This is a genomic window from Streptomyces sp. BR123, assembly GCF_013401435.1.
In the GTDB taxonomy this organism is placed as follows: domain Bacteria; phylum Actinomycetota; class Actinomycetes; order Streptomycetales; family Streptomycetaceae; genus Streptomyces.
Map to the genome: position 1 here is coordinate 1 of NZ_JACBGN010000376.1, position 6,335 is coordinate 6,335.

General features: G+C 74.9%; 6 protein-coding genes. All 6 read left to right on the forward strand.

The features are described from left to right. The first annotated feature begins 126 nt into the window (after positions 1-126). Positions 127-873 (forward strand): SDR family oxidoreductase, encoded by a 747-nt coding sequence (locus tag HYE82_RS33010; RefSeq protein WP_179177894.1) that lies wholly within the window; start codon positions 127-129, stop codon positions 871-873. An 11-nt stretch (positions 874-884) separates the two neighbouring features. Then, a complete protein-coding gene (locus HYE82_RS33015) occupies positions 885-1,694 on the forward strand; it encodes an SDR family oxidoreductase (protein WP_309144531.1) in 810 nt (269 codons plus the stop codon). 270 nt (positions 1,695-1,964) lie between these two features. Then, a complete protein-coding gene (locus HYE82_RS33020) occupies positions 1,965-2,927 on the forward strand; it encodes an NAD-dependent epimerase/dehydratase family protein (RefSeq protein ID WP_179177896.1) in 963 nt (320 codons plus the stop codon). A 32-nt stretch (positions 2,928-2,959) separates the two neighbouring features. Next, positions 2,960-4,648, forward strand: a complete 1,689-nt coding sequence (locus HYE82_RS33025; RefSeq protein WP_179177897.1) for a carbamoyltransferase C-terminal domain-containing protein — start codon at positions 2,960-2,962, stop codon at positions 4,646-4,648. Beyond that, complete coding sequence (locus HYE82_RS33030; RefSeq protein ID WP_218783331.1) at positions 4,645-5,769, forward strand: glycosyltransferase; 1,125 nt, start codon at positions 4,645-4,647, stop codon at positions 5,767-5,769. Before HYE82_RS33025 ends, HYE82_RS33030 begins: the two co-directional genes overlap by 4 nt. A 131-nt stretch (positions 5,770-5,900) precedes the next feature. Then, a partial coding sequence (locus tag HYE82_RS33035; protein WP_256988003.1) for an HAD-IIIA family hydrolase occupies positions 5,901-6,335 on the forward strand: 435 nt, incomplete at its 3' end.

Here is a 6,335-nt window from a genome sequence, read left to right on the forward strand (position 1 = left end):
CCACCGGCCTAACCCCGCGCGCCCGCCCGGGCCCGGATGCCCACAGTGGGATGTACCGGGGGACCGCCGGCTGCCGCCCGCCCGGGCAGGCTGCCGCTCCCGGCCGGACCGACGAAGGGGAACAGCATGAGCAGCGCGGTACAGGTGGACCTGTCGGGCAGGCAGGCACTCGTGACGGGCGGCGCCCGCGGGCTGGGCGCGGCCATCGCACGCCGGCTCGCCGCGGCCGGGGCGTCCGTCCTCGTGGCCGACGTACGCAAGGACCTCGCCCAGCAGCTCTGTGCCGACGTGGTGGTGGCCGGCGGCCGGGCCCGGTTCGTCGAGATGGACGTCTGTGACGCGGACGCGGTCGCCGCCGTCCTGCGCGACATCGAGGAAGACGGCCGGTCGGTGGACATCCTGGTCAACAACGCTGCCGTCGACGTGTCCAAATCGGTCGAACACCTGACGGCGGAGGAGGTCACCCGGGTGGTGACCACCAATCTGCTCGGACCGATGTACCTGTGCCTGCAGACCTACCGCCGCATGGTCGCCGCCGGCGGGGGCCACATCGTCAACATCCTCTCCACCGCGGCCAACCGCACCTGGACGGAGGCCGGACCGTACGCGGCGAGCAAGGCCGGGCTGCGCGCGTTCACCCACACCCTGTTCAAGGAGGCCCAACGCGACTGCACCGGCATCGGGGTGACCGGGGTGATCGCGGGCGGCATGGAGACCGCGTTCATCACGGACCGGTTCCCCGACGCCGACGTCAGCCTGCTGCAGAGCCCAGAGATCGTGGCCGACACCGTGCTGTACGCGCTCTCCGTGCCTCCCGGCAGCGTGCTGGGCGAGCTGGTCGTGGTGCCCCGCCGGGAGCCCTCCTGGCCGTGAGGGAGACCACCGTGATCAGTCCACTCGACTTCGCCCCCACCACGGCGGTGGTCACCGGCTCCGACTCCGGGATCGGCCGTGCCGTCGCGGTCCGGCTGGCCGCCGCCGGCATGGACGTCGGCATCACCTGGCACCTGGACGAGGCGGGGGCCCTGCGCACCGCGGAGGAGGTCCGGGGCCGGGGCCGGCGGGCCGCCGTCGCCCGGCTGAACCTGACGGACCTCCCGGCCGCCGCCGACGTCGTCGACCGTCTCGCCGACGAACTCGGCCGCATCGACGTCCTGGTCAACAACGCGGGCACCGGCACGGCCACGCCCTTCCTCGAACTGGACCTCGCCACCGTCCGGGAGGTACTCGACGTCGACCTCGTCGGCCCGCTGCTGTGCGGACAGCGGGCCGCGCGCCGCATGATCGGGCAGGGCGGCGGAGGCCGGATCGTCAACGTGACCTCGGTCCACGAGCACCAGCCCCGCGTGGGCGCTGCCCCGTACTGCGCCGCCAAGGGCGGACTGGGCCTGCTCAGCCAGGTGATGGCCCTCGAACTCGCCGAGCACGGCATCACGGTGAACTGCGTGGCCCCTGGTGAGATCGCCACCCCCATGACCGGACAGGAAGACCGGGACGTGCGGTCGGAACCGCGTCCGGGAGTCCCCGCCGGCCGGCCGGGTGACGCCCGCGAGGTCGCCGCTGTGGTCGCCTTCCTGGCCGGGCCCGACGCCTCCTACGTCACGGGCGCCTCGTGGACGGTCGACGGCGGCATGTTGCGGATGGGGCCGATGGCCGGGTCGCACCTGGACCACGACCGCTGGCGCCGGCCCTGACGGACGCCCGCCCCGCGGCGCGCGCTTCGATGCCGTGCACCGCGGCGGCAGGGCCCCCTACGGCGCCGGCGCCCCGCCTCGGCTCCTGTCACGCAGGGTGATTCACCGGAATGCGCGTCTGCCCGTGCAGGAGCTGCCCGCCCGCCGCAGGCTGAAGTGGATCCACGGGTCCGGCCCCGCCGCTTCCCGACACGCCAGGCGGCGCCGCCGGCGGCAGGATGCCCCGGAGCAGCCGTCCGTGGCCCGCCCCCCGTTCCGAGGAGACCTTTCATGGACAGCGCAGTCCCGCGCCTCTGGGAGCACGCCGTCATCACCGGCGGAGCCGGTTTCGTCGGCTCGCACCTGTGTACCGCCCTGCTGGACGCCGGCACGGCGGTCACCTGCGTGGACGATCTCAGCACCGGTCGGGTCGAGAACATATCGGCCCTGCTCGACCGCTCCGGCTTCACCTTCCAACAGGCCAGCGTCGTGGAGCCGTTCGAAGTCGCACGCCCGCCCGACCTGGTCCTGCACCTCGCGTCGCCCGCCTCTCCCGCCGACTACCTGCGGCTGCCCGTGCACACCCTCGAGACCGGCAGTCTCGGCACCCGCAACGCCCTTGCCCTGGCCCACCGGGCGGGCGCCCGCTTCCTCCTCGCCTCCACCTCCGAGGTGTACGGCGACCCGCAGGAACACCCGCAGAGCGAGCGGTACTGGGGCCACGTCAATCCGGTCGGCCCGCGCAGCGTGTACGACGAGGCCAAGCGCTTCGGCGAGGCCCTGACCACCGCCGAATCCAGCGTGCACGGCACCGATACCGCGATCGTCCGCCTGTTCAACACCTACGGGCCGCGGATGCGCGGCTACGACGGCCGCGCCGTTCCCACCTTCGTCCGCCAGGCGCTCGCCGGCGAACCCCTCACCGTCACCGGTGACGGCCTGCAGACCCGCTCCCTGTGCTACGTGGAGGACACCGTCCGCGGCATCCTCGCGATGGCCGCTCGCGGTATGCGCGGCCCGGTGAACATCGGCAACCCGGACGAGATCACCATGCTGGAGCTCGCCCGCCGCATCATCTCACTCACCGGGTCCCGCTCGGAGATCCGCTTCATCGAACGGCCCACCGACGACCCGGCCGTCCGCTGCCCGGACATCACCCTCGCCCGGGACAAGCTCCAGTGGGAGCCGCAGGTGACGGCGGAGGACGGGCTGCGGCGCACCATCGCCTGGTTCCGGACCCGCGCGGACAACTGACCCCGACGACCAGGCAGAAGGGGCCGCCTCCCATGCGCATCCTCGGAATCAACGCACTCTTCCACGACCCCGCCGCGGCGCTCCTCGTCGACGGCCGCACCGTCGCGGCCGCCGAGGAGGAGCGGTTCTCCCGACGCAAGCACGGCAAACGGCCGGTCCCCTTCTCCGCCTGGGAACTGCCCGAACAAGCCGCCGCCTGGTGCCTCAAACGGGCCGGCCTGCGCCCGCAGGACCTCGACGCGGTGGCCTACTCCTTCGACCCGTCCCTCGCCCGGCCGGCCGCCGACATGGGCCTCGACGACCCCTGGGACCACCTGCGCCTGACCTATGCCCGCGAGGTCCCCGGCTTCCTGCGCACCGCCCTGCCCGGTCTGGACCCGGCAGTCGTCCGCTTCGTACCCCACCACATGGCGCACGCCGCTTCCGCGGCGTTCGCCGCCGACGATGCCGACGGCTCCAGCGTCCTCGTTCTCGACGGCCGCGGTGAGCGGTCCTCCCACCTCGCCGCCCGGCGCACCGGCAGCCGGCTGGACGCCCTGTTCGCACAGGAGCTGCCGCACTCCCTGGGCCTGGTCTACGAGGAGCTCACCGCCCACCTGGGCTTCCTGCGCTCCTCCGACGAGTTCAAGGTGATGGCCCTCGCCTCGTACGGCAGGCCCCGGATGCTGTCCGAGCTCCGCCGGTACGTGCACCCCACCGGCGACGGCGGCTTCCGCGCCACCGGTGTGCCGTGGCACGAACTGTGCAGCCCCCGGGGCCCGGACGAGCCGTGGACCCAGGATCACGCGGACGTGGCCGCCTCCGCCCAGGCGGTCCTGGAGGAGACCCTCCTCGACCTGGTGCGCTGGCTGCACGGCCGCACCGGCGACAGCGTGCTCACCCTCGCCGGCGGAGTCGCCCTGAACTGCGTCGCCAACTCCCGTATCGCCAGGGAAGGCCCGTTCTCCCGGGTGTGGGTGCAGCCCGCGGCCGGCGACGCCGGCACCGCCCTCGGCGGAGCGCTGCTGCTCGCTGCCGGCCAAGGGGACGATCCAGCGCCCATGCCCGGCGCCGACCTGGGCCGCGACTGGACCGACGCCGAACTCGAAGGCATCCTCAAGACCGCCGCCGTCCCGTTCGACCGGCCCCCCGACATCGCCGCGACCGTCGCCCGCGCCCTGGCCGACAACGCCGTCGTCGCCTGGTTCCAAGGACGTTCGGAGTACGGGCCGCGCGCCCTCGGGCACCGCTCCCTGCTCGCCCACCCCGGGCACGCCGGCAACCTCGAACGCCTCAACGACGTCAAGGGGCGCGAGCAGTTCCGTCCGGTCGCACCCATGGTGCTCGCCGACCGCGCCGCCGGGATCTTCGAGGGACCGCTGCCCAGCCCGCACATGCTCTTCGTCCACGACGTCCACCCCGCCTGGCGGGAACGGATCCCCGCCGTCGTGCACGTCGACGGCACGGCCCGCATCCAGACCGTCGACCCTGCCGCCGAACCGCTGGTCGCCCGCATGCTCACCGAGTTCGAGCGGCTCACCGGCCTCCCCGTGGTCGTCAACACCAGCCTGAACACCGCCGGCCGGCCGATGGTCGACGAGCCGCGCGAGGCACTGGAATGCTTCGGCTCCTCCCCCGTGGACCTGCTCGCCATCGGCCCGTACGCCGTGCGCCGCGGGGCACTGTTCCACTCGGGCTCGGCAGTCGCCTCCGGCCCGGCAGACGAAGGGTGGCTGCGATGACCCGCCCCACCGGATCTCCTCCCCCCGACACGGATCGGCAGCCCGCCGTGCCGGACTACGCCGTCGTCATCCCCACCCTCGGCCGCCCCAGCCTCCGTGCCTGCCTGGAGGCGCTGGCCCGGTCACCCGGCCCCCTGCCGTCACGGCTGGTCCTGGTCGACGACCGGAACACCCGCGCCACGCCGGGGTGCGCGGAGCCCCACGCCTCCGGCCTGGACGTGCCGGCCCCCCTGGCCCCCGTCACCACCGTCGTCAGCGGCGGCGGCCGCGGCCCCGCCGCGGCCCGCAACACCGGCTGGCGGGCAGCCGGGCCGGTCCCCTGGATCGTCTTCCTCGACGACGACGTGGTCCCCGGGCCGTCCTGGGCCGAGGAACTGGCCCGCGACCTGGCTCGGGCCAGTGCCCGGACCGCCGGAGTCACCGCCCGGATCAGCGTGCCGCTGCCGCCCGACCGCCGGCCCACCGACTGGGAACGCAACACGGCGGGGCTGGCCACCGCCCTCTGGATCACTGCGGACCTGGCCTACCGGCGGGAGGCCCTCGAATCGGTCGGCGGCTTCGACGAACGCTTCCGCCGCGCCTTCCGGGAGGACGCCGATCTCGCGCTGCGCCTCCTCGACGCCGACTGGGACCTCGCCGCCGGGGACCGCCGCACCAGCCACCCGGTGCGGCCCGCCGACCGCTGGATCTCCCTGCGGACGCAAGCGGGCAACGCCGACGACGTCCTCATGAACCGGCTCCACGGCCGGGACTGGTGGCAGCGGGCCGCCGCACCGCGCGGCCGGCTGCCCCGGCACTTCGCGGTCACCGGTGCCGCCGTCGCGGCCGCCTGCTGCACCGCCCTCGGCCGGCCCCGGGCCGCCGCGGTGTGCGCGTCGGCATGGCTGGCCGGCACCGCCGAGTTCGCCTGGGCCCGCGTCGCTCCGGGGCCCCGCACCCGCGCCGAGGTCGCCGCCATGGCGGCCACCAGCGTCCTGATCCCGCCCGCAGCGTGCTGGCACTGGCTGCGCGGACTGTGGTTGCACCGCCGGGCCCGCCCGATGACCGGGCAGCACCCCGACGGCCCCCCGCCCGGAGCACCTCCGGCGCGGGCCCGGACCACCGAACCGGTGCCGTCGTGACCGGCCGCCCCGCCGCCCGGCGCCGCGGCCCGGCGCCCTTGCCGCCGTACCCCTGGCTCCTCGACGGACCGGCCGCACGCCATCACCCGGCCGCCGCCGGCCGGGCGTCCCGCCGCGGCGGCTCGGACGCCCTGCCCCAGGCCGTGTTCTTCGACCGGGACGGCACCCTGATCGCCGACGTCCCCTACAACGGGGACCCGGACCTGGTCGCGCCGCTGCCGACCGCCCGCGAGGCCGTCGCCGCCGTACGCGCCCTGGGCATCCCCGTCGGCGTCGTCAGCAACCAGTCGGGCGTCGCCCGAGGACTGCTGACCCGGCGTCATGTCGAAGCGGTCCGCGCCCGTGTGGAGGACCTGCTCGGGCCGTTCGCCGTCTGGGCGATCTGCCCGCACGGCCCGGACGACGGCTGCGGCTGCCGCAAACCCTCCCCCGGACTGCTGCACGCCGCCTGCCGACGGCTCGGCGTACGGCCCGAGCACACCGTCCTCATCGGCGACATCGCCGCCGACCTGGGAGCGGCCCGGGCCGCCGGCGCGCGCGGCATCCTGGTACCCACCCCGCAGACC